The sequence below is a fragment of the Sinomonas sp. genome (genome assembly GCF_036848755.1).
Lineage (GTDB): Bacteria > Actinomycetota > Actinomycetes > Actinomycetales > Micrococcaceae > Sinomonas.
Window position 1 is genome coordinate 3201 of record NZ_DAIUJO010000034.1, and the last position, 20369, is coordinate 23569.

18 protein-coding genes are annotated in these 20369 nt (G+C 68.8%); 9 read left to right on the forward strand and 9 right to left on the reverse strand.

Annotated elements, in window-relative coordinates; translation table 11 throughout:
- Positions 1-54 precede the first annotated feature (54 nt).
- The 5 genes from ureG to V7053_RS07545 are packed head-to-tail and all read right to left on the reverse strand — an operon-like array spanning position 55 to position 4312.
- The gene (gene ureG, locus V7053_RS07525) at positions 55-669 is read right to left on the reverse strand and encodes an urease accessory protein UreG (protein WP_334171652.1); all 615 of its coding nucleotides are present in this window, start codon (positions 667-669) and stop codon (positions 55-57) included.
- 13 nt (positions 670-682) lie between these two features.
- Complete coding sequence (locus tag V7053_RS07530; protein WP_334171653.1) at positions 683-1378, reverse strand: urease accessory protein UreF; 696 nt, start codon at positions 1376-1378, stop codon at positions 683-685.
- Between the two features lies 1 nt (position 1379).
- Positions 1380-1892 (reverse strand): urease accessory protein UreE, encoded by a 513-nt coding sequence (gene ureE, locus V7053_RS07535; RefSeq protein WP_334171654.1) that lies wholly within the window; start codon positions 1890-1892, stop codon positions 1380-1382.
- Positions 1893-1903: 11 nt separating this feature from the next.
- The gene (gene ureC, locus V7053_RS07540) at positions 1904-4000 is read right to left on the reverse strand and encodes an urease subunit alpha (protein ID WP_334171655.1); all 2097 of its coding nucleotides are present in this window, start codon (positions 3998-4000) and stop codon (positions 1904-1906) included.
- A gap of 9 nt (positions 4001-4009) precedes the next feature.
- On the reverse strand, positions 4010-4312 hold the full coding sequence (locus V7053_RS07545) for an urease subunit gamma (RefSeq protein WP_334171656.1): 303 nt from the start codon (positions 4310-4312) through the stop codon (positions 4010-4012).
- A 163-nt stretch (positions 4313-4475) separates the two neighbouring features.
- Between V7053_RS07545 and V7053_RS07550 the strand changes: the two genes are divergently transcribed.
- The 9 genes from V7053_RS07550 to V7053_RS07590 all read left to right on the forward strand — a co-directional run bounded on the left by V7053_RS07550 (position 4476) and on the right by V7053_RS07590 (position 13172).
- Positions 4476-4907, forward strand: a complete 432-nt coding sequence (locus V7053_RS07550) for a pyridoxamine 5'-phosphate oxidase family protein (protein ID WP_334171657.1) — start codon at positions 4476-4478, stop codon at positions 4905-4907.
- Between the two features lie 7 nt (positions 4908-4914).
- On the forward strand, positions 4915-5697 hold the full coding sequence (locus V7053_RS07555) for an IclR family transcriptional regulator (RefSeq protein ID WP_334171658.1): 783 nt from the start codon (positions 4915-4917) through the stop codon (positions 5695-5697).
- A gap of 248 nt (positions 5698-5945) precedes the next feature.
- Entirely contained in the window at positions 5946-6386 is a 441-nt protein-coding gene (locus V7053_RS07560; protein WP_334171659.1) for a hypothetical protein, read from the forward strand.
- 120 nt (positions 6387-6506) lie between these two features.
- Positions 6507-8195: an FAD-dependent oxidoreductase gene (locus tag V7053_RS07565; RefSeq protein ID WP_334171660.1), complete on the forward strand. Its 1689-nt coding sequence runs from the start codon at positions 6507-6509 to the stop codon at positions 8193-8195.
- Positions 8192-8515, forward strand: coding sequence for a Dabb family protein (locus V7053_RS07570; protein ID WP_334171661.1), 324 nt, complete (start codon positions 8192-8194; stop codon positions 8513-8515). The genes V7053_RS07565 and V7053_RS07570 overlap by 4 nt, the downstream gene beginning before the upstream one ends.
- Positions 8512-9864: an MFS transporter gene (locus V7053_RS07575; protein ID WP_334171662.1), complete on the forward strand. Its 1353-nt coding sequence runs from the start codon at positions 8512-8514 to the stop codon at positions 9862-9864. Before V7053_RS07570 ends, V7053_RS07575 begins: the two co-directional genes overlap by 4 nt.
- An 11-nt stretch (positions 9865-9875) precedes the next feature.
- Positions 9876-11627: an FAD-dependent oxidoreductase gene (locus tag V7053_RS07580; protein WP_334171663.1), complete on the forward strand. Its 1752-nt coding sequence runs from the start codon at positions 9876-9878 to the stop codon at positions 11625-11627.
- Entirely contained in the window at positions 11624-12424 is an 801-nt protein-coding gene (locus V7053_RS07585; RefSeq protein ID WP_334171664.1) for an SDR family oxidoreductase, read from the forward strand. The genes V7053_RS07580 and V7053_RS07585 overlap by 4 nt, the downstream gene beginning before the upstream one ends.
- Before the next feature lies 1 nt (position 12425).
- The gene (locus tag V7053_RS07590) at positions 12426-13172 is read left to right on the forward strand and encodes an SDR family NAD(P)-dependent oxidoreductase (RefSeq protein WP_334171665.1); all 747 of its coding nucleotides are present in this window, start codon (positions 12426-12428) and stop codon (positions 13170-13172) included.
- 393 nt (positions 13173-13565) lie between these two features.
- On the opposite strand, the gene V7053_RS07595 is transcribed toward V7053_RS07590, so the two are convergent.
- From V7053_RS07595 to V7053_RS07610, 4 genes are all read right to left on the reverse strand, one after another.
- Complete coding sequence (locus V7053_RS07595; RefSeq protein ID WP_443022591.1) at positions 13566-15695, reverse strand: ABC transporter ATP-binding protein; 2130 nt, start codon at positions 15693-15695, stop codon at positions 13566-13568.
- Complete coding sequence (locus tag V7053_RS07600; protein WP_334171666.1) at positions 15692-17479, reverse strand: ABC transporter ATP-binding protein; 1788 nt, start codon at positions 17477-17479, stop codon at positions 15692-15694. Before V7053_RS07600 ends, V7053_RS07595 begins: the two co-directional genes overlap by 4 nt.
- A gap of 192 nt (positions 17480-17671) precedes the next feature.
- Entirely contained in the window at positions 17672-19714 is a 2043-nt protein-coding gene (locus V7053_RS07605) for an MDR family MFS transporter (protein WP_334171679.1), read from the reverse strand.
- Positions 19715-19730: 16 nt separating this feature from the next.
- Complete coding sequence (locus V7053_RS07610) at positions 19731-20231, reverse strand: MarR family winged helix-turn-helix transcriptional regulator (protein WP_334171667.1); 501 nt, start codon at positions 20229-20231, stop codon at positions 19731-19733.
- Between the last annotated feature and the right edge of the window lie 138 nt (positions 20232-20369).

Here is a 20369-nt window from a genome sequence, read left to right on the forward strand (position 1 = left end):
GGGACCCTGCGGAGGTGACGGCGCAAGCGGGGGGTGTGGCGCCCAGGTCGGCGGTCACGCGAGGTCCGACATCAGCACGTCCCGGCGGATCCACGCGAGCACGTACTCGAGTCCTTCGTCGGTCTTGAGGTTCGTGAAGCAGAACGGCTTGTCGCCGCGGAACGACTTGGAATCGCGCTCCATGACTGCGAGGTCGGCTCCGACGAACGGTGCGAGGTCCGTCTTGTTGATCACCAGCAGGTCCGACTTGATCATGCCCTGCCCGGCCTTGCGCGGGATCTTCTCCCCCTGTGCCACGTCGATGACATAGACCGAGAAGTCCACGAGCTCGGGGCTGAACGTCGCCGAGAGGTTGTCGCCGCCGGATTCGACGAAGATGAGTTCGAGGTCGGGGTGCCGCTCCTTGAGCTCCTCGATCGCGGCCGTGTTCATCGAGGTGTCCTCGCGGATCGCGGTGTGCGGGCAGCCGCCCGTCTCGACGCCGAGGATCCGGTCCTCGGGCAGGACCCCATTGCGGGCGAGGATCTTGGCGTCCTCGATCGTGTAGATGTCATTCGTGATGGCGGCCATCGACAGCTCGTCGATGAGCGCGCGCGTCACGCGCTCCACGAGTTGGGTCTTGCCGGCGCCCACGGGGCCACCGATTCCGATGATGACGGGATCGCTCACAGTTGACCAACTCCTAGCTCATGAACATGCGCGCGTGCTGGTGCTCGTGGCGCATCTGGTGGATTTCGAGGGCGGGGGCCGCGGCGCCGAAGTGCCGAGGGTCTGCAGATTGGGAGCGGACGACGGCGGCGGGCACCTCGGTGCGGAGCGTCGCCAGAACCCGCTGGCCGGCCAGCTGACCGAGCGGGATGGCCCGGACCGCGTTGTAGGTGAGGGACGTCAGGGTCGAGTAGAGGTAGGCCTCGACGAGGGTCTCCGCCGCGAGTCCCTCGCCCCCGCCGGCGAGCGCGAACGCGATCGTGTAGTGACCCGCGCAGCGGCCTTCCGCGACGGCACCCGAATACTCCTCGACACCCGCCGATGGGAAGGCCTCCCGCGCGATCTCGAGCACCCGCCGCCCCATCTTGAGGCTCGCCGCGCGGATCTGGGCCGGGACGAGGAGGGCCGTGAGCTCGGCGTCGAGCGCCTCGACTCCCGGAAGGCCGTCGGCGCAACCCGGGGCGTGGACCGCAGCGTGTGCGCGGCGGACGGCCACGGCGTCGGTGTACGTGAGCTGTGTCGCGAGGAATCCCTCGAGCCACGCGAGGAGCGTCGCCTCGTCGCGCACCTCGCCGGACTCGAGGTAGGACTCGAGGCCGAACGAGTGGCTGAACGCTCCGGTGGGCAGGGCCGAATCGGTGAGCTGGAGAAGGGCAGCGAGCTGCGACATCTCAGTGCGTGTGCTCGGCGTGACGGAACGGCACGGCCATGACCCGGTCCTCGCGCGAGTACGGCACGCCGTGCCGGTCGAGGAAGTCCTGGACGGTGTGGTCGAACTGGCACACCATGACATCTCGGTCGGCACCCTCGGGCCCGCTGCCGGGCCCGAAGAACTGGGCCTGGAGGTGCCGATTCCCGAGCGAATGCGCGGTGAAGAGCGCCTCGCCGATCGTCCGGGGGGCGATGACGAGGACGTCGGTGGCTTCCACGGACACGACAACGATGTTCCCGCGGCCGCCGTGCACGCCCTCGCCGGTCTGGACGGCGAGGACATCGCCGTCCCTCAGGTCCGCAGAGCCGGACGGAAGCCGGATGCCGATCTCCGTGCCGTGGTCGGTGCGCACCCGCTGGATGCGCTTCGCGAGGTCCGCGCTCGGCAGGACGACCCGCTCGCGGTGGTGGCCTTCGTACGCCACGGCGGCGTCGGCGTCGTACACGTTGCCGAGGATCTCGGTGACGATCATCTGTGCCTCCCCTAGAAGAGAAAATAGCGCTGCGTGAGCGGCAGGGTCTCGACCGGGTCGCAGGTGGCGAGTTCGCCGTCCACCCTCACCTCGTACGTCTCCGGGTCGACCTCGAGGTTCGGCGTCTCGCCGTTGAACGGCAGGTCTGACTTCCGGAGCGAGCGGATGCCCCCGACGGCCCGGATGTTCTTCTTGAGCCCAAGCCGCTCGGGCACCCCGAGATCGATCGCGGCGCGCGAGAGGAAGGTGATCGAAGAGCTCTGGACGGTGCCTCCGTGTGCTGCCCACGCCATGCGGAGCGTCTGCGGCTGCGGAGTCGGGATCGACGCGTTGGGATCGCCCATCACCGAGTTGGCGATCGTGCCGCCCTTGATGACGAGGTCCGGCTTGACCCCGAAGAACGCCGGGTCCCACAGGACGAGGTCGGCGAACTTGCCGACCTCGACCGAGCCGACCGAGTCCGCGATGCCCTGCGCGATCGCAGGATTGATCGTGTACTTCGCGATGTACCGCTTGATGCGGAAGTTGTCGCCGGGGCTATCGTCCTCGGCCGGGGCGAGGGGCCCACGCTGGGCCTTCATCTTGTCCGCGAGCTGCCATGTGCGCGTGATGACCTCCCCGACGCGGCCCATGGCCTGCGAGTCGCTCGACATGATCGAGAAGACGCCCAGGTCGTGGAGCACGTCCTCGGCCGCGATGGTCTCGGGCCGGATCCGGGAATCGGCGAACGCGACGTCCTCGGGGATCTGCGGGCTCAGGTGGTGGCACACCATGAGCATGTCGAGGTGCTCTTCGGCGGTGTTCCGGGTGAACGGGATCGTGGGGTTCGTCGAGGCCGGCAGCACGTTCGGCTGGCCGGCGATTGCAATGATGTCCGGCGCGTGGCCGCCTCCCGCGCCCTCGGTGTGGAACGTGTGGATCACACGGTCCCCGATTGCCGCGATGGTGTCCTCGACGAAGCCGCACTCGTTGAGCGTGTCCGTGTGGATGGCGACCTGGACGTCGTACTCGTCCGCGACCCGCAGCGAGGTATCGATCGACGAGTGGGTCGCGCCCCAGTCCTCATGGATCTTGAGGCCGATCGCGCCCGCCTCGATCTGCTCCGCGAGCGGCTCGGTCCGGCTCGCGTGGCCCTTGCCGAGGAAGCCGAAGTTCATAGGCAGGTCCTCGACCGCCTCGAGCATCCGGGCGATGTGCCACGCGCCCGGAGTGACCGTCGTCGCCTTCGTGCCCTCCGCTGGGCCGGTGCCGCCGCCGATCATCGTCGTGATCCCGGACGCGAGGGCCGTGGGCACCTGATCGGGCGAGATGAAATGGATGTGCGTGTCGATCCCGCCTGCAGTGAGGATCTTCCGCTCCCCCGCAATGATCTCGGTCGACGCGCCGACGATGATGTCCACGCCGTCCTGCAGGAGCGGGTTGCCCGCCTTGCCGATGGCCTGGATGTGCCCGTCGCGCAGTGCGACGTCGGCCTTGTAGATGCCCGTGTAGTCGACGATCAAGGCGTTCGTGATGACCGTGTCCGGGACGTCCTGGGAGCGGGCGAGGCGCCCGTTCTGCCCCATTCCGTCGCGCAGGACCTTGCCCCCGCCGAACACGACCTCCTCCCCGTAGACCGTGCAGTCGCCCTCGACTTCGGCGAAGAGTCCCGTGTCGCCGAGCCGCACGCGGTCGCCCACGGTCGGTCCGTAGAGCTGGGCGTACTGCGAGCGCGGGATCGCGCGGTGCGGGATCCCGGGACCGGCCTCGGTGCTGGCCGCCGCGGGGGTCGCGTTGAGCGGGCCGTCCGTGAGGCCTCGCAGCCCGTAGACCTCGCGCGCGCCGCCGAACGGGACGAGGCGCACCGTCTTGCGGTCGCCCGGCTCGAAGCGCACTGCGGTCCCGGCGGGGATGTCGAGGCGAAGTCCGTGGGCGGCGTCGCGGTCGAAGTCGAGGGCACGGTTCGTCTCGGCGAAGTGATAGTGGGAACCGACCTGGACGGGGCGATCGCCGGTGTTCGTGACCTCGAGCTCGGTGACCGGCCGCCCCTCGTTGAGGACGATCTCCCCCTCTCCAGCGAGGGTCTGGCCGGGGACGAAGGGCTCAGGCGTGAAGTCCTGTTCGCTCATGGGGTCCTCCTAGCGGATCGGCTCGTGGACGGTGACGAGCTTCGTGCCGTCGGGGAAGGTCGCTTCGATCTGCACGTCGTGGATCATCTCGGGCACGCCCTCCATGACGTCTTCGCGCGTGAGGATCGTGGTGCCCCAGCTCATGAGCTCGGCCACGCTCCGGCCGTCACGGGCGCCCTCGATGAGCTCGTAGCTGATGATCGCGACGGCCTCCGGGTAGTTGAGCCGGAGGCCCCGCGACTGCCGCCTCCGCGCGAGATCGGCCGCGACGACGATCATGAGCTTCTCCTGTTCGCGCGGACTGAGCCTCATGCTGTCTCCTTCATGTTGCCGACCTGCAGCGCTGCCGCCCTGCTTCGATGGGCGCCCTGCTCAAAAACGCTGACGGCACCTAGTCTGGGATGCTAGGCGGCTCATGTTACCCGGCTGTTTCCGCCGGGATCAGCACGGCCGCCACCAGCAGAGAGGCACCGCCATGCTCTTCGAACACGACGACGACAACCCGGTTCGGATCCTCACCGAGGACGAGAGCTGGTTCCTGCTCGACGATACGCGCTACGGGCGCCTCGTCACCTATGCGGCGGGCGAGCTCGACGTCGTCCCCATCAACGTCAAGGCAGTCAAGCGACGCCTGCTCATCCGCACGACCCCGGGGACGAAGCTCATCGAGGTCGTGATCGGCGGCAAAGTCGCGTTCGAGGCCGACGCGATCCTCTCGGGCGAGGCGTGGAGCGTCGTCGTCAAGGGAAACGCGAGGGTGCTCGAACATGCCGGCGAGATCGAGGCGGCCGAGGCGGCCGGCATCGAGTCCTGGCTCCCGACACAGAAGAACTTCTATATCGAGATCACGCCCGAACACGTCGAGGGGCGGCACTTCGAGCTCGGGCCAGAGCCCGAGGATCTGTAGGGCGGCGGTGGCGAATTCCCCGTCGGGTGAATCGGTCGTCCATCGGTTCGTCCGGATCGTGGAGGCGTTCGACGGCGATCACCCCACCCTCAGCGCGGCCGAACTCGCGCGGCGTTCGGGCCTGCCGAGCAGCACGACGTACCGGCTCGTAGAGGAGCTTCTGACCGAGTCCCTCCTCGACAGGGAGGGCCAGCGGCTGCGTCTCGGAACGCGCCTGTGGGAGCTCGTCTCGCGCGGCTCGAAGGTCCTCGGCCTGCGGGAGGCAGCTCTGCCCTTCATGGAGGACGTGCAGTCCATCGTGGGGCACCACACTGCGCTCGGCATCCTGGACCAGAACGACGTGCTCTACATCGAGCGAATCGGGTCGAACACCTCGACCATCAACATCACGAGGGTGGCTGGCCGCCTCCCGATCCACGCGACGTCGTCCGGCTTGCTGCTCACCGCGTTCGGACCTTCCGAGCGGCAGAACATCTTCCTCGCGCGCCGCCACCCGCCGCTCACCGACATGACGGTGACCGACCCCGACGACCTGCGCCGCCTCCTCGCCGAGATCCGCCGCACTGGGTACTGCGTCCAGTCGGGGACCATCGTTCCCGAGTCCGCTGGCGTCGCGGTGCCCGTGTTCAACGCCGACGGCGCGGCGATCGCTGCGCTGAGCGTCGTCATCCCGCGCGAGGGCGCCCCCGTGCAGAAGTCGATCACCGCGCTCCAAACGGCCGCCCGGGGCATCTCGCGCGCCCTCGGCTGGGACGGGACCCTGCGGGACGCGATCCGGCGGAGTCTGTGAGTCCCGTCGAGCCCCGTGGCCGTCCCTACGCGGCATGGCCGTCCCTACGCGGCATGGCCGTCCCTACGCGGCATGGCCGTCGCGCATGCCGGACGGTTATGCCGCTGAGGGACGGCCGGGATGGCGCCCTCGTTCGCGGGGAGCGCCCTCGTTCCGCCCGGCGGGAGGACCGTCACAGGTTGGCGGGGAACAATGGGCTCGAATCGCCGGACAGCGAAGCGAACCACACCGAAACCTCGAGGAGAGCCATGACTACGCCAGCAACGCCTCAACCCCACAAGCTACTGCGCCGCTCACGGGAGGCGCTCGCAACGCTCGCCGTGCAGTTCCTCCTCGGAATGGGCGCGAACCTCGTCGGGACGCCGCAGGACAACACCGACGGCGGGCGCGTCGTGGCGGCATCCCTGCTCGGCCTCCACATTCTCATCGGCGTCGGGGTCGTCGTCGTCGCGATCCGCCTGTGGATGGTCGCTCGGGACGAAGGACTCGGCGAGCGCCTTGCCCTGTGGGCGCTCGTGGTCCTGGCCGTGACGTTCCTGATCGGCATTGGCACGATGCTCACGGACAGCGGGTGGCTCTCGTTCCTCATGGCGCTCGGGTGGCTGGTCGGGGTCGGCCTCTACATCCAGACCTTTGTGCTCGGGGCGCGGGCGACGGCGGGTTCTTCCCGATCAACGGGAATGGCGTGATCCGCACTACATAAGCGGTGGGACTCTCGGTGAGCCAGCTACTTCGGCGACGGGCCAGAGAACGGCTCGAAGGCCAAGAACGGCTCGAAGGCCAAGAACGGCTCGAAGGAGAGTCCCACCATGAAGTTCCTCACCGGCTCCCGGCAGAGCGCCTACGACGTCGTCGTCGTCGGCTCCGGCGCCGGAGCCCTCACCGCGGCGGCGACCGCCGCCCGCTCCGGCAAGTCCGTCGTCGTCCTCGAGAAGGCGGCCCTCCTCGGGGGGACCAGCGCCATCTCGGGCGGGATGCTCTGGATCCCGAACAACCACCACGCCCGCCAGCGCGGGCTCACCGACTCCGCGGAAGCGGCCGGCGCCTACGTGCGCGCCGTCTCCCGAGGCCGCGGCCGGGCCGAACTGCTCGACGCCGCCGTCCTGTACGGCGACTCGATGCTGCGGTTCGCGGAGGACGAGCTCGGCGTGCGGTTCATCTTCCTCGACAACTTCCCGGACTACCGCCAGGACCTTCCCGGCGCGGTCGACGGCGGCCGGACCATCGAGCCCGAGCTCGCCGACATCCGCGACCTCCTGGGCTCCCTCGCCGGGCACGTGCGCTCCGACGGACGCGCGCCCTTCACGATGCAGGAGTACGAGGACTGGGGCGCCTTCACGCGGTTCCCCTGGGACGAGCTCGACGCGCGGGCGGCCGGCGGCCTTGTCGCGAAGGGCCGCGCTCTCGTCGCGATGCTCCTCGCAAGCGCCGTGCGCGACGGCGTGCACCTCGCCGTCGGGGCGCGGGCCACCCGGCTCATCCAGTCGAACGCCCGCGTGACCGGCGTCGTCCTCGAATCCGGGGAGGCTTTCAGCGCGAACGACGCGGTCGTCATCGCCTCGGGCGGTTTCGAATGGGACACCGAGCTCGCTGATTCGATGCTCGCGAGCCGCCTCTACACAATGTGCTCCCCGCCTTCCAACGAGGGCGACGGACTCCGCATGGCCCAGCGCATCGGCGCCCAGACCCGCGGCACCCGCGAGGCCTGGTGGGCGCCGATGTCGATCACGGGCGATACGCGTGACGGCCGGCCCATCGGCACGCTCCTGCGCTTCGAGCGGCAGGGCCCCGGCTCGATCATGGTCAACCGGCACGGCAAGCGATTCGCGAACGAGTCGCAGAACTACAACGACCTGGCCCGATGCCTCCAGTCGTGGGACTCCCCCAACAACCAGACGCTCAACACGCCCGCCCACGTCATCTTCGACCAGGCCTACCTCGAGCGCTACGGCATCCTGGCCCACCGCACTGGCGAGCCCACGCCGTCGTACCTCGTTGAAGCGCCGACGCTCGGGGAGCTTGCCGCCAGGATCGGGGTGCCGGCCGAGAGCCTGACGGCAACCGTCGAGCGGTTCAACGAGTTTGCCGTCAAGGGCGAGGACCCGGACTTCCACCGCGGCGAGACCGCCTACGACCGCTATTGGGGCGACGGCCAGAATGAATGGCCGAACCCCTCTCTCGGCCCGATCGAACGCGGACCGTTCTATGCGCTCGAGGTGGTCAACGGCGCCTTCGGCACGAACGGGGGCATCGCAACCGACGGCATCGCCCGCGTGCTCGACGTCGACGGCGACCCGGTCCCGGGCCTGTTCGCCGTCGGGAACGCGACGGAGAGCGCCTACGCCGCGGGCTACCCCGGGGCTGGTGCGACGCTCGGCCCGCTCATGACCATGGGCTATCTGGCCGGGCGCACCATCGCCGGGCAGTCGGCGTCGTACGAGCCGGCGCTCGCGGAGGCCCAGCTCGCGGAGGCCCAGCTCGCGGAGGCGATCCGGTGATCCGGCACGCCGTCCTCTTCAAGTTCAAGCCCGGCTTCCCCCTGGCCGAGCGCGAGGCGTGGACCGCGGGGCTGGACCGCATGCGCGGAAACATCCCTGGACTGCTGGCCTTGAGCCACGGACCGGACGTCATCGGTTCCGCCCGTTCCTTCGATTACGCCATCGTCGCGGACTTTGACTCCGCCGCAGACATCGACGTCTACAACACCCACCCCCTGCACGAGCCGCTCAAGCTGTATTCCTTCCCGAACAGCGAGCAGATCGTGTCGGTCGACTTCGAGATCCCTTCTGGATCCACGACCTCAAAGGAATCAGCATGAGCACTTCACTTCGCCGCACCGCGGTCCCCGCCGATGCGGCCGAGAACCGCAAGACGCCGGGCAAGGCCGCCCTCGCGTCCTTCCTCGGCTCGACGCTCGAGTACTACGACTTCTTCATCTACGGCACGGCCGCGGCCCTCGTGTTCCCGGCCCTTTTCTTCCCCGAGAGCAACCCCTCGGTCGGAGTGGTCGCGGCCTTCGCCACGTTCGGCGTCGCGTACGTGGCCCGGCCCCTCGGGGGCATGGTGATGGGCCACTTCGGGGACCGGATCGGGCGCCGGAACGTCCTGCTCGTGACCCTGTGCCTCATGGGCCTTGCCTCGCTCGGCATCGGCTTCCTCCCGACGTTCCAGTCGGTGGGGATGCTCGCTCCCGTGCTGCTGACACTCGCCCGGCTGCTCCAGGGCTTCTCTGCAGGTGCGGAGTCGGCCGGCGCCTCGACGCTCACCCTCGAGCACTCGCCCGAGGGGCGGCGGGGCTTCTTCACGTCGTTCGTCATGACCGGCTACGCATCAGGGATGGTCCTCGCGACGCTCGTGTTCGTGCCGATCACGGCCCTGCCCAAGGACCAGCTCATGGCCTGGGGCTGGCGCGTGCCGTTCTGGTGCTCCGTCGTCGTGCTCGCGATCGCGTACTGGGTGAGGACTCGCCTCGACGAGACGCCGGTCTTCGAGGAGGTGCAGGAGGAGGGCGTCGTGCGGAAGCTCCCCCTCGGAGAAGCGGTGCGCCACCAGACGCCAGACATCCTCCGGGTCCTCTTCATGTCCGTCTTCTCCGTCATGCAGACGATCTTCACCGTCTTCGGGCTCTCCTACGCCACCACGCACAGCCACATCGACAAGGGCGCGATCCTCACGATCAACGCCGTCACGATCGGCCTCTCGATGATCGCGATGCCGGCCGTCGCTGCGCTCTCTGACCGGATCGGGCGCAGGCCGGTGCTTGTCGTCTCGATGGTGGGCTGCGCGATCGGCCTGTTCGGGTACTTCTGGGCCCTCGGGACGGGCAGTCTGCTGCTCGTGTTCGCGGCGAGCTTCCTGTTCATGACCGTCCTCTACTCGGGATTCAACGGCCTCTGGCCAGGCTATTTCGCGGAGCTCTTCGCCGCGCCCGTCCGCTACACGGGAATGGCCCTCGGCAACCAGCTCGGACTCGTCGTCGCCGGCTTCGGTCCCCTGATCGGCGGCCTGCTCATGACGGGCGGCCCAGCCGGGTGGGTCCCGGTTGCCGTCTTCGGGGCGGTGTGCGCGGCGCTCGCGGTGGTCGCCGTCGTCAGCGCCCGCGAGACGGCCCACACGCCCATCGACGAACTCGGCGTGCGCAAGCTCGCTGCCGATCCCCAGAAGTAAGGACTCATCCAGTGAATTCGAACCAGAAGGCCGTGGCCTGCGACGTCCTCGTCGTCGGCTCGGGCGCCGCCGGCATGGCCGCGGCCCTCAAGGCAGCGAGCCAAGGGCTCAGCGTCATCGTCGCCGAGAAGGAACAGTACTTCGGGGGCACGACGGCGATCTCCGCGGGCTGGGCGTGGGTACCCGGCAACCGAGCGGGCACCGCGGCGGGCGATACCCGCGAGGAGGTCGAGTCGTACCTCAGGCACCTCGCGCCCGACACCTACAACGCCGACGGCGTCGCGCAGTTCCTCGACGCCGTCCCCGAGGCGCTCGACTTCTTCGAGCGCGAGACGGACGTCCAGTTCGTGTACCCCGAGAAGGCGCCGGACTACCAGATGGACCTCCCCGGGGCCAGGCTCGGCGGGCGCGCGATCCTCCCCAAGGACACCGACGCCCGCATCCTCGGCGACAAGCGCCTCCTCATGCAGCCGTACATGTCCTCGTACACCGTGTTCGGCTACATGCCCCAGGTCGGCCCCGACATCAACGAGTTCTTCCACGTGAACCAGTCCGTGAAGTCGTTCGTGTACGTCGCGAAGAAGCTCCTCCGGACGTGGTTCGACGCGGCCCGCTACCGGCGCCCCGTGCTCCGCTCGAACGGCAATGCGCTCATGACCCTCATGGTCAAGAGCGCGCTCGACGCGGGCGTGCGGATGTGGAACAACGCCCCCGTGCTCTCCCTCACGAGGGGCGACGACGGCGCCGTCACCGGAGCGGTGCTCGGCGGCGACCACGCCGTGCGCGTCGAGGCAAGGCTCGGCGTCATCCTCGCCGCGGGCGGCTTCTCCGGCGACGCCGAGCTGCGCCGGCGCTACTTCCCGCACGACTGCGACGACCACTTCACTCCGACCGTGGGGCACGGCGGGGACGCCGCTCGTCTGGCCCTCTCCGCGGGCGGCGTGATCGACGACGGCGTCTCCTCCGTGGGCTCGTGGGCTCCCGTCACCGTCTTCCGCTATCGCGACGGGCGGCAGCGGCTCTTCCCCCATCTGCGAGCCATCGGGCTGCCGGGACTCATCGCCGTCGACCGCCATGGGCGCCGTTTCGGCAATGAAGCGCTCAGCTATCACGACTTCGGCGGCGCGATGATCCGGCACAGCGCCGGGGAGGAGAAGACGTTCGGGTACGTGATCGGCGACGCGAAGGCCATGCACAAGTACGGCATCGGCTACGCCAAGCCCTGGCCCATGCCGCGAGGGTACTTCTACAAGATGGGCTACCTGGTGCGCGGCGAGACGCTCGAGGAGCTCGCGGGGAAGCTCGGCATCGATGCTGACGGGCTCCGCGACACCGTGGCCCGGTTCAACGCCGACGCCGCCGCGGGCGTGGACACCGAGTTCGGGCGCGGCTCGACCGAGTACAACCACTTCCGGGGCGACCTGGAGCACCGGCCCAACCCGAACCTCGCGCCCCTGGACAAGGGCCCGTTCTACGCGGCCAAGATCCAGATGGGCGACCTCGGCACGTTCGCGGGCATCGCCGTCGACAGGGACAACGTGGTAGTGACCGAGGAAGGCACCCCGATCCCGGGCCTCTTCGCGGTGGGCGCCGCGGCCCGCAGCGTCTTCGGCGGCGGCTACCCCGGCTACGGCTCGCACATCGGCGCCGCCCTCGTCTTCGGGTACCGGGCGGGCCGCGACGTCGCGCGGCTCGCGGCGGAGCGCGGCGTCGTGCGAGAGGACGCGGACCGAGCCGGGGCAGCCGAGGAGGCGGCCCGATGAGCGCGAGGACAGACTCGGGTACAGGTATCGGACGCACCGACGCCGGGCGCGTCGTCGGCAAGGTAGCGCTCATTTCCGGCGCGGCCAGGGGCATGGGGGCCTCGCACGCGGTGACTCTCGCGGAGCACGGCGCGAACGTCGTCATCGGCGACCTGCTCGACGACGAGGGGCGCACGCTCGCCGGGAAGATCAATGCGGAAACAGGCCGAGACGTCGCCCTCTTCGTCCATCTCGACGTCACGGATCCCGAGAGCTGGCAGCGCGCGGTGAGCGCCGCCGTCGGCCGCTTCGGCGGGCTCGATGTGCTCGTGAACAATGCCGGCATCTTCACCCGCGGGAGCGTCCAGGACGCCGAGGTCGACGAGTGGCGGAGGACGATCGACATCGACCTCACCGGCAACTTCCTCGGCATGAAGGCCGCCGTCCCGGTCATGAAGTCCGCCGGAGGGTCCATCATCAACATCTCCTCGATCGCCGGGCTCGTCGGCTTCAAGAACCGCGCCGCGTATGCCGCCGCCAAATGGGGGGTGCAGGGGCTCACGAAGACGAGCGCCCTCGACCTCGGGCCGTACGGCATCCGGGTCAATTCGGTGCACCCTGGCTCCGTCGACACCCCCATGACGGCTGGGCTGAAGCGCGGCTTCGGCCAGATCCCGCTCGGGCGCGCCGCCGAGGTCTCGGAGATCTCGGACCTCGTCCTGTTCCTGGCCTCCGACGAATCCCGCTTCATGACTGGCGCGAATATCGCGATCGACGGCGGCGAGACCGCCGGCAACAACCTCCGAGAGGACGCCTAGCGTGCAGCCGTTCGAGGGGAGGACAGCGGTCGTCACCGGCGCGGCGTCCGGCATCGGGAGGGCGACGGCGCGCCTCCTCGCGGAGCGCGGCGCCGCCGTCGTCATCGGGGACGTGGCCGAGGCCGCTGGCGACGTGGCCCACGAGCTCACGGCCGGGGGCCTCCGGGCGCTCTTCGTGTCGACGGACGTGACCGATGAGGACTCGGTGGCCGCGCTCATGGACCGCGCCGCCACCGAGTTCGGCTCGCTCGACGTGCTCGTGGCCAACGCCGGCATCGCCGAGCCCAAAGCTCCGCTCCACGAGATGGACGTGGGCGCCTGGCGAAGGGTCCTCGAGATCGACCTGACCGGCGTCGCCCTGTGCGGCAAGCACGCTCTCCGCCACATGGTCGCCGCCGGGCGGGGGGCGATCGTCAACGTCTCCTCGATTCTGGGCAGCGTGGGGCAGGTGAACAGCACCTCGTACTCGGCCGCGAAGGCCGCAGTCGCGAACCTGACCCGTTCCACTGCCGTGACTTACGCGGCCCGGGGAATCCGGGTCAACGCGGTCGCTCCGGGCTACGCGGACACTCCGCTTGTGGCGGGGCTGCCCGAGGAGGTCCGCTCCGCGATGGCAGCCCGGCAGCCGATCGGGAGGCTCGCCAGGCCCGAGGAGATCGCCGAGGCAATCGCCTTCCTTGCGTCGGATGCCGCCTCGTTCGTTCTCGGGGCGGTCCTCGCTGTGGACGGCGGCTACACCGCGGTGTAGCCGCCGAAAGAAGGGGGCCCAACGACGACGCCGACGCGAGACTCCATCAGCCGGGTCGTGTCGTGCGCTTCCTGAGCCGGCTTCCCCAAGATCTGCTCCGGCCTCCCCAATAACTGAGCCGGCTTCCCCAATAACTGAGCCGGCTTCCCCAATAACTGAGCCGGCTTCCCCAGCTTCTGGGGCCGACCGGTCGCGAAATCACTGGAAGAAGGGCAACTCCAAAGGGATGAGGCAGCAAAGCTGGGGAACCCGGCGGCAAAGCCGGGGAACCCGACAGCAAAGCTGGGGAACCCGGCAGCAAAGCCGGGGAACCCGGCAGCAAAGCCGGGGAACCCGAGCCCCCACCCTCGTTTCGGGTACAGATGATCTGTACCCGAAACGAGGGTGACGAGGCTACGTGGCGGGGGTGCCTGCGTCAGCCGCCCCAACGGCCTCCGCCCGGCCCGCCGTGGCCGCCGCCGCCTCGGCCTCAAGGTCGATACCACCCGCGAACTGGCTCATGTAGAGCCGGTGGTAGGCGCCGCGCCGCTCAAGGAGCTCCTCGTGGTCGCCCTGCTCGACGATCTTGCCGTCCTCCATCACGAGGATCGTGTCGGCGTCGCGGATCGTCGAGAGGCGGTGCGCGATCACGAACGATGTCCGGTCGGTCCGGAGCGCCCGCATCGCCTTCTGGACGAGGAGTTCGGTGCGCGTATCCACCGAGGACGTCGCCTCGTCGAGGATGAGCAGCGACGGGTTCGCGACGAACGCACGGGCGATCGTGATGAGCTGCTTCTCGCCCGCCGCGATGTTCGTTCCTTCTTCGTCGATGACGGTCTGGTAGCCGTCTGGGAGCAGGCGCACGAAGCGGTCCACGTACGTGGCCTTCGCGGCTGCCATGACCTCGTCCTCGGTCGCATCGAGGTTGCCGTAGCGGATGTTGTCGTAAACCGTGCCGCCGAACAGCCACGCGTCCTGGAGGACCATGCCGATCTTCGAGCGGAGCTCTGCCCGGGAGAGGTCCCGGATGTCCACCCCGTCGAGCAGGATCCGCCCGCCCTGGATCTCGTAGAACCGCATGACGAGGTTCACGAGCGTCGTCTTGCCCGCGCCCGTCGGTCCGACGATCGCCACCGTGTTCCCGGGGTGGGCGGTGAGCGAGAGGTCCTCGATGAGCGGCTTGTCCGGGGAGTACGAGAACGAGACATCCTCGAAGTCGACGTGGCCGTCGGTGACCGCCGGCAGGTGGTTCGTCGCCGTCTCCGGCTCCTGCTCCTCGGCGTCGAGCAGCTCGAACACGCGCTCCGCGGAGGCGACACCGGACTGGAGCATGTTGGCCATGCCCGCGATCTGGCCGAGGGGCTGCGTGAACTGCCGCGAGTACTGGATGAACGCGGTCGCGTCGCCGAGCGTCATGAGGCCCGAAGCCACGCGCAGGCCGCCGACGACGGCGATCCCGACGTACGCGAGATAGCTGATCCAGTTCATGATCGGGAACATCATGCCGGAGACGAACTGTGCGCTGAAGGACGCCTTGTAGAGCTCCTCGTTCTTTCCATCGAAGCTGGCCACCAGATCTTCCCGCCGACCGAACAGGATCGCGAGCTCGTGGCCCGAGAACGACTCCTCGATGTGGCCGTTGAGGATGCCCGTGTTCTTCCACTGCGCTTGGAACATCTTCTGGCTGCGCGAACCGATCACGCCAGTCACGACCGCCGAGAGCGGCAGCGCGATCAGGGCGATGAGGGCCAGCTCCCACGAGACGATGAACATCATGACGATGATGCCGAGCACCTGAAGGAGCGAGGAGAGGAGCTGGGAGAACGCCTGCTGGAGCGCCTGCTGGACGTTGTCGACGTCGTTCGTCACCCGGGAGAGGAGGTCACCGCGCTGCCGAGTGTCGAAGTAGCCGAGCGGGAGATGGTTGAGCTTCGCCTCGACGTCGCGGCGCAGCCGGTACACGACCCGCATCACGACCCGGTTGAGGATGAAGCCCTGTGCCCACATGAACAGGCTCGCCACGAAGTACATGACGAGGATGACTGAGATGAGGTACGTGAGCTCGTTGAAGTCGATGCCTTGGCCGGGAACGAGGTTCATCGGCGAGAGCATGTCGGCGAGGTTGCCCTGCCCCTGGGCCCGCAGGCCGGCGATCACCTGGTCCTTGGACACGCCTGCAGGCATCTGCTTGCCGATCACGCCCGCGAAGATGACGTCCATGGCCTTGCCCAGGATCTTCGGCGCGATGACGGAGAGGACCACCGAGACGATGATGAACGCGACGACGACCACCATCCACCCGGACTCGGGCCGGATGAGGCTCAGGAGGCGCTTGGCGCTGCCCCGGAAGTTCTTCGGCTTCTTCGCCGGCATCTGCTGGCCGAAGCCTCCCCCGCCCCCGCCATGCCGACCGCGCGAATGCGGCGATTCGATGTCGTCGTCGAGGTCGTCGTCGACCTCCGGCGGCGCGGAAGCGACGGGCGATGCTCCGCCCGCGGCGTCGTTCTGGTGCTTGTGGCCCGTGCGCGCCCGCTCCTGGCTCATGCCTGCTCCCCCGCTGCTCCAGCTCCGGTGCCCGCGCCGGCGCCGGCAACGCTCTCGGCCTCTTCGGCTGTGATCTGAGACTGCACGATCTCCTGGTACGTCGGAGACGTTTCGAGCAGTTCCTCATGCGTGCCGCGGTCGACGATCTTGCCGTTGTCGAGGACGAGGATCTGATCGGCGTCGACGATCGTCGAGACGCGCTGCGCGACGATGACGACCGTCGCGTCCCGCGTCCGCTCCTTGAGCGCGCGGCGCAGGCGGGCGTCGGTCGTCACGTCGAGCGCCGAGAACGAGTCGTCGAACAGGTAGACCTTCGGCTTCGCGACGAGTGCGCGCGCGATGCAGAGCCGCTGGCGCTGGCCGCCTGAGACGTTCGTGCCGCCCTGCGAGATCCCGGACTCTAGCCCGTGCGGCTTCGCGCGAACGAAGTCCGCGCCTTGGGCGACGCCGAGCGCGTCCCACAGCTCGTCGTCGGACGCGGTCTCCTTGCCGAAGCGCAGATTGTGGGCGATCGTGCCCGAGAAGAGATAGGGCCGCTGGGGCACCATGGCAACGCGCGACGTGATGTCGTGGCGCGCCAACCGGCTGACCGGGACGCCGTCGAGGAGGACCTCGCCGGAACCGGCGTCGTACAGCCTCGGCACGAGGTTGAGGAGGGTGGACTTCCCCGAACCGGTCGAGCCGATGATGGCAACGGTCTGGCCTGGGCGCGCCGTGAACGTGACTCCGCTCAGCACGGGCGCCTCTGCCCCGGGGTAGGCGAACGAGACGTTCCGGAACTCGAGGACCCCCTCGTAGCGCGCGGGCACCTCGGGCTCGGCAGGCTCGCCCATGGAGGGCTCGACGTCGAGCACCTCGCCGATGCGGTCCGCGCACACGCTCGCGCGAGGGATCATCATCGCCATGAACGTGCCCATCATGACGGCCATGAGGATCTGGAGGAGGTACTGCATGAACGCGGTCAGGGAGCCGATCTGCATGTCGCCCGTCTCAACGCGGTGGCCGCCGAAGTACAGCACCGCGGCGGTCGCTGCCTGCAGGAGCAGCATGATGATGGGGAACATGAGCACGAAGATCTGCCCGACCTTGAGCGAGATGTCCGTGAGGGCCTTGTTCGCGTCCGCGAAGCGCCCCTCCTCGTACTCCTCGCGCACGAAGGCGCGGACCACGCGGATGCCGATGATCTGCTCGCGCAGCACACCGTTGATCGCGTCGATCCTGGTCTGCATCCCCCTGAAGAGCGGCATGAGCAGGTAGACGAGGAAACCGACGACGGCGAACAGCACGCCCACCGAAACCCAAACGAGCCACGAGAGCCCCGCGTCCTCGCGGAGCGCCATGACGATCCCGCCCACGCACATGATGGGCGTCGAGACCATGAAGTTCAGGCCCATGAGCAGGACCATCTGGACCTGCTGGACGTCGTTGGTCCCCCGGGTGATGAGGGTCGGAGCCCCGAAACGCTGCACATCCTGCGACGAGAACGCCGCCACCCTCCTGAAGACGCCCTGGCGCAGGTCGCGACCGAACGCCATCGCCGTCCGAGAGCCGAAGTAGACGGCGAGGATCGCCGTCGCCACCTGCACGAGCGCCACGGCGAGCATGATCTCGCCCTGCTGCCAGATGTAGCCGGGATCGCCCTTCGCGACGCCTTGGTCGATGATCTGGGCGTTGAGGCTCGGCAGGTAGAGCGTGGCGATGGTCGTCGCGAGCTGGAAGACCGCCACGGCGAGGATCGCCGGCCAATAGCGGGCGCCGTAGCGCCTGAGGAGGGTGACGAGCATCGGTGTCCTTCGGTCGGGCCCGTTTCCGGGCAGCGCCCGCAGGAGCCAGCTCTTCTGGAGCAGACTCCGCAGAGCAGGTCCAGATTAGACCCGTACCGTACCGGCGGGGATCCTCCCTAGGGAGTAATTCGAGAGGCTGCGGACAGGCGCCGTCCGCAGCCTCTCGGTGCCCGGGTTTGAGAGCAGAAGGACTCAGTTCGCGCTGTGCCGTCCGCGGGTCGCGAGGTAGAGCGCCGCCTCCTTCTGGAGCTCTCGCTCGGCGGCGAGTTCCTGCTTGATGCCGTCAAGGACCCTGGCGGTCTCCCCCTGCCGCTCGGCCGTGGCCTTCTGCTGGTCTGCCAGCTGCTGCTGGACGGCAAGCTGGTCCGCGATGCTGGACATCACGGTCGCGAGCTTGGCCTGCTGGACGGCGAGGAGCCGCTGCGTCTCCTGGAGGGCCGCGAGGGTCTCGGAGGCCGCCGGCTCGCTGGCCGGCGCCGGGCCGCCGGCCTCGGCGAGAAGGAGCTCCAGCTCGTCCTCCAGCTCAGTGCCGGTTCCCCGGGGGCTGGCCAGGGCCGCGCGAACCGCCGCCCGGCGCAGGGGCGGCAGAGTGCCGGGAGCGGGCGACGGCGAGGTGCTCGCCTCGGGCAGCCCGGCGTCGTCGTCCGCGTGCCGACGACCGACGGCCGGCGCTGCGGCAGCGGACGGCGCGGCACCGCCGTCGTGCGCCGTGCCCGCGACAGCCTTGGAGGCGTCGACGATGTCCACGGTGCGGCGCAGCGGAACCTCCTTGATGAAGAGGACAGCGAGGAAGGCGACGACGGCGACGACGCCCGCGATGAGGAACGATCGGGCCGACGCGTCTCCGAACGCGCTGCGGACGATCGCCGCGACAGGCGCGGGCATGTCGTTGAAGTCGAGGCTTGCGCCGTCCATCGAACCGGCAGCGACCTTGATCCCCTTGGCCGCGAGGCCCTGGGTGATGAGGTCGGCCGAGCGGTTGTTGAGGACCGTGCCCAGAACGAGGACGCCGATCGCTCCGAAGACCGAGCGGAAGAACGCGACCGTGGAACTCGCCGTCCCGATGATCGCGACCGGAACCGTGTTCTGGACCGCGAGGACGAGGTTCTGCATGGTCATGCCGAGGCCAAGGCCGAGCAGGGCGGAGAAGATGCCCGTCACCGTCAGGTTTGTGGTGTGGTCGATGGTGCCGAGCAGGCCCATGCCGCTGGCGATGAGCACCGTGCCGGTGACGAGATACGCCTTCCACCTGCCGAAGCGTGAGATGAGCTGGCCGGTGACGACCGAGCCGATGAAGTTTCCGGCGATCATCGGAAGCGTCAGGAGGCCGGCGTCGGTCGGCGTCGCGCCGCGGGCGACTTGGAAGTACTGGCCCAGGAACGACGAGGACGCGTACATCGAGACGCCGACCGCCGACGACGCGATGACGCTCAGTGCGGTGGTGCGGTTCGCGATGATCTTGAGCGGGATGATCGGCTGCGAGACCTTCGACTCGACCACGATGAGCAGGGCGACGCCGACGAGCGCAACGCCGACCATTGCCGCAGTCTGCCAGGACCACCAGTCGTAGTAGCCCGCCTGGCCCGCGAACGAGACCCACACGAGGAGCGTGCTCACCGACGCGGTGAGCAGCACGGCGCCGAGCCAGTCGATCTTCGCCGGGCGCCGGACGTGCGTGAGCTTGAGCGTCGCCTGGATCAGGATGAGCGAGACGATGGCGAGCGGGACGCACACGAAGAAGGTCCAGCGCCAGCCGAGCGGCGAATCGACGATGAAGCCTCCGAGGAGCGGACCGCCCGCCGTGCCGACGGCCATGACCGCGCCCATGTAGCCCGAGTAGCGGCCGCGCTCGCGCGGCGGGATCATCGCGCCGATGATCGCCTGGGCGAGCGCCATGAGGCCGCCCATCCCGATGCCCTGGACGACGCGCGCGCCGATCATCTCCGGAATGCTCTGGGAGATGCCTGCCACGACCGAGCCGATCACGAAGATGATGATGTTGAGCTGGGTCAGGAGCTTCTTGTCGAAGAGGTCCGCCAGCTTCCCCCAGATCGGGACAGTCACCGCGCTCGCGAGGAGCGAGGCCGTGATCACCCACGCGAAGTCCGTCTGGTTGCCCTTGAGGTCCGCCATGATGGTCGGGAGGGCGTTCGAGACGATGGTGCTCGAGAGGATCGCTGTGAAGAACGCGGCGAGGAGGCCCGTGAGGGCCTCGAGGATCTGTCGGTGGGTCATCTGCGGTGCCGGTGCGTCAGCGGGCAGCAAGTGCGTCCTCCTTCTGTTCGTGGTCGGTTGCGAGGGCGACGGCGGGCTTGGCGTGGGACGCCTGGCGGATCGCCTCGGTGAGCCTGCGGATCGACTCCGTGCACGAGGCTGCCTCCGTCTGGCCCCAGCCGGTGAGCATGTCGAGAAGCACGGCAATCCGCGCCTCCTCGACCTCCTCGAGCTTGGCCTTGCCGGCCTCGGTGAGTTCGAGCAGCTGGGCCCGTCGATCCTCGGGGTCTGGCCGGCGTGCGACGAGTCCGCGTTCCTGGAGCTCGCTCACGTGCCGGCTCAGGACCGGCGCGCTCACGTTGAGCTTCCCGGCGAGGTCGACTGCGCGGCCGCCGAACTCGTTGATCATGCGGAGCACGCCCGCCTCGGCCGTCCCCACGTCCGTGGACCTGCGGTCGTGGGCGATGCACCTGAGGACGCGCTGGAGGTCGAAGACGCTGTGGATCAGGTCCCGGGCTGTCTGCGGTTCGACGGGCATGGTCACTTCCCTCGATTGATTGCTTGCAGCAACTATATGAGGATAAAGGTTGCTTAGGCAAACTAATGTGAGGAAGACCGCACCCTCGCCGCCCACCAAAACGTTGCGCCGTCACGTCCGCAGGGTGTGAACCCTGCG